The 3,822-nt window shown below is 32.1% G+C and carries 2 protein-coding genes; one reads left to right on the forward strand and one right to left on the reverse strand.

Annotated features, from left to right (window positions below; genetic code table 11):
- The first annotated feature begins 170 nt into the window (after positions 1–170).
- On the forward strand, positions 171–2,015 hold the full coding sequence (locus A9G30_RS06435; RefSeq protein ID WP_065588414.1) for a DUF3413 domain-containing protein: 1,845 nt from the start codon (positions 171–173) through the stop codon (positions 2,013–2,015).
- A gap of 39 nt (positions 2,016–2,054) precedes the next feature.
- On the opposite strand, the gene sppA is transcribed toward A9G30_RS06435, so the two are convergent.
- On the reverse strand, positions 2,055–3,822 hold a 1,768-nt coding region (gene sppA / locus A9G30_RS06440), incomplete at its 5' end, for a signal peptide peptidase SppA (protein ID WP_065588415.1).

Below are 3,822 nucleotides of genomic sequence, written 5' to 3' on the forward strand. Positions count from 1 at the left end.
TTCCAATTAAGTGAAAAGGGCTCCTAAAGTGAGCCCTTTTTGTTAATATTTTATGAGAAATTTATTTAGTAGTGCTAGTTTGTTAAAAAGTTTCAAGAAAGAACCACTTTTAAGTATAAAATGCTGTAATATTCATATAATATAGAGTGAACTTCTTGATAACAAATACTATGAAAAAATTATACCCCTTTGTTCTAATTAATATCTTTATTTCATCAATAATAGCAATTCGATTCTTTCTTGTTCCTGGGGGCTCATTTCATTGGCTAGGGATGGTATTTTCAATATTTGCGGTATTAGGGCATTTCTTCTCTGCCTACTTGCTACTTTTAATTATTTGTACTCCTCTGCTTTTACTTAAGCAATTTATTCGTAATATCATTCTTACTATTTTATTTAGTTTTTTCCAAATTGGATTATATATTGATACGATTGTTTTTGAACAGTACCGGTTTCATATAAATCAATCTGTTTTATCGATGGTTTTTTCTGGTCAGATTGTTGATTTTTCAATGTTGACTTACCTTTTAATGCTAGTGCTTATTGTTGTTTCATTTTGTGCAGAGTATTTCATTCTTTATTTTGTTAATAATAAATTGGTTTTATCGCAAAAAAAATCAAAGATTATCTTACTATCAATAATATTTCTTTTTAGTTCATTTTTGATTAGTCATGTAGTGCATATGATCGCATTTTATTATGCTTATTCGCCTATTATGGCAGTAAAAGAATATATTCCACTTTATCGCCCATTTACATCAAAAAAAATTATGAGTTTTTTTGATGCAAATGGGCAAAGAAAAGTTGTGTATAATAAGGACAATAGTAATGCTAGTGTTTATTATCCAAAAAAACCACTGGTAATTAATCCAGATAATAATAAACCTAAAAATATTATGTTTATTGTTTTAGATTCTTGGCGATATGATACATTTAGTGAAGAAATTTCTCCTAATACATTTCGTTTTGTTAAGCAAAATAATGGTGTAGTTTTTGATAACCATTATTCAACGGGTAATGCAACACGTACTGGTATTTTTGGATTGTTTTATGGTATTCCTGGTACCTATTGGGATGCGTTTTTACGAAATAGTATTCCTTCACTATTTATTACTACATTACAGAAAGAAAATTATAATATTGGCATCTTTACGTCAGCTAAAGTTTCTGCTCCTGAGTTTGATCGAACCGTATTTGTCACTATCAAAAATTTAAGAATCAGTAGTAAAGATGGTTCGGCATCAAGTCGAGATAAGCAAATCACAGACGATTGGCTGGCATGGTATAAAACACGAGATGCTTCTAAACCAACATTTTCATTTTTATTTTATGATGCTCCTCACGCTTATGATTTCCCTGCCGATTCATTGGTAAAATTTAAACCTATTGGTGATTTAAATTATATGACATTGAATAATGACACCGATCCTTTGCCAATTTTTAATCGCTATAAGCAAAGTGTTTATTATGACGATTCTTTATTGCAAAATGTCTACGATGAACTAGTTAAATCAAACTCATTAGAAGACACAATAGTAGTCATTACTGGCGATCATTCTCAAGAGATGAATGATAATAAATTAGGATTTTGGGGGCATAATGGTAATTATACGGATGCGCAAACAAAAGTCCCTTTTATTATCATTGGAGGAAAAGAGTTAGAAAAAATCAAAGGTAATAGCAGAAAACTAACTAGTCATGAAGATGTTGTTCCAACCTTAATGAAACACTATTTATATGTGAAAAATGATATAAGTGATTATTCGACAGGTTATGATTTATTTAGCTCCATCGTCGATCGTAACTGGCTTTTAATGTCAAATTATAGTTCTTATGCGGTAAAGACATCTAGTGATATCTATCTTGTGAATCGATTAGGTATTAGTCATCATATGGATTTACATAATCGTGAAATTAATGAAACACCGAATTATCAATACATTTATGAGGCTATGAATCATATGCGCTATTTTTTTCAACCAGAGAAAAATAGTTTAAGCAATAAATTAGATTAAATTAGAGGAAATATCCGCCATTAGGCGGATAAATTATTACTAACGCACATCGGCGCAATTCAAGCAGTAAATATATCGATTTTGAGAGTCGTGAAACTTACTCCATAAAGAAACCTGCTGTTTAAGTTGTTTTGCTTCAGGTAGTTGTTCAAAAACTATTTCAGCAGTTGATTGAGGCAACATTGCTATCATATTTGAATAAAATGCATTAAACCAATTTCCATTTGGTTTTTGCCAGTCAATTTCGTAATCGGTTATATGAGCCAATGTTGCAGCCGTTTCAATGGCGTCATCGAAGTCGCCTAATTTATCAACAAGCCCAATTTTGTTTGCCTCTGAGCCTAACCAAACTTGGCCTTGTCCTATTTTATCAACTTGCTCAGTCGTCATATTCCTTGCGTTTGCTACTAAAGAAATAAATGTTTGATAGCCATTGTCGATATTCATTTGAATTAGTTGATTCATTTCGCTAGGTAGTTCTTGCGTTGAGCTATTTCCCGCTAACGGTGAGGTAGCTACTCCATCACTGTAAACACCAATATGAGATAATGATTTTTCAAATGTTGGAATAATACCGAAGATACCAATAGAGCCTGTAATGGTATTTGGGCTTGCAATAATGTAATCAGATGCGGTTGATATCCAATATCCACCTGATGCAGCCATTCCGCCCATAGAGACGACAACAGGAATTTTATAGCTACGTAATGCATCCAATTCACTACGGATTGCTTCTGATGCATCTACGCTGCCTCCAGGGCTATTTACTCGCAATACTACTGCTTGTATGTTATGTTTAGTTAAATTTTTACGAATATTTCTTAATTGTTCTACAATGTCTTGACTACCCGCAATATTACTACTGTTTTCTCCATCGCTAATAGTACCGTTGACAAAAACAACTGCAATAAGTGGCTTGTTATCATTATCTGGCTCTTTATCTTTTGATTTAAGTTGATAATCATAAATGCTTAATTGATGTTTCTGAGTCAATTCGGACTCAAATTGGTAGTTAGATGCAATGGCATCAACTAATCCATTAGATATAGCATATTGAGCCATGTTTCCATTCGCTGCTTTTAAATTAGCTAACATAGTATCTGGTGCCGGAACCAATTGTGTGTTAGTTTTTTTTCGTTGCGTTGATATATCGTCAAGATAGTTATTCCACATAAGTGTTAGCCAACGAGTCGTATTGCTTTTTGCTTCTTCAGACATATCATTACGAATGAATGGCTCAATGGCAGACTTATAAGTACCGACTCTAAAAACGTGTGTGTTGATTTTTAAATTATCAAGTAGGGTTTTATAGTATAGGTTGTTGGCTGCTAATCCATATACATTAACAGCGCCAATAGGTGTCAAATAGATTTTATCTGCATAGCTTGCTAAATAATATTGGCTTTGATTAAAGCTCGAACCAAAAGCGTAAATTGGTTTATTAGATTCGCTAAATTTAGCCAAATATTTACCCATATATTGAAGAGCGCTCATGTCTGCGCCAACAAAATTATCTAATTTTAGGACCATACTGGTAATCTTTGGGTCATTGGTCGCTTGAGCTATTTTTTGCGTCAATTCGAATAAACTATTTTCACGGGAGGTATTTATTTTTTTGCCGTAAATTTTATTTTGTAAGGCATAAATTTCATCACTATAGAGTGTGTTATCAACAATAATCCCTTCAATATCCAAAACCAAAGCTCCATATTGTGGAACAATTTCTTGTTTTTGTGTTTCTTTGATTAATGTGATAACACTAAAAATTAAAATAATAATAATTAGAAATATTAGATTAAGAAATATT

This window comes from Gilliamella sp. Fer4-1 (assembly GCF_001690515.1).
GTDB lineage: Bacteria > Pseudomonadota > Gammaproteobacteria > Enterobacterales > Orbaceae > Gilliamella > Gilliamella apicola_C.

Coding starts and splice junctions, on each gene's coding strand:
- A9G30_RS06435 (WP_065588414.1), top strand. CDS start 171: ATGAAAAAATTATACCCCTTTGTTCTAATTAATATCTTTATTTCATCA.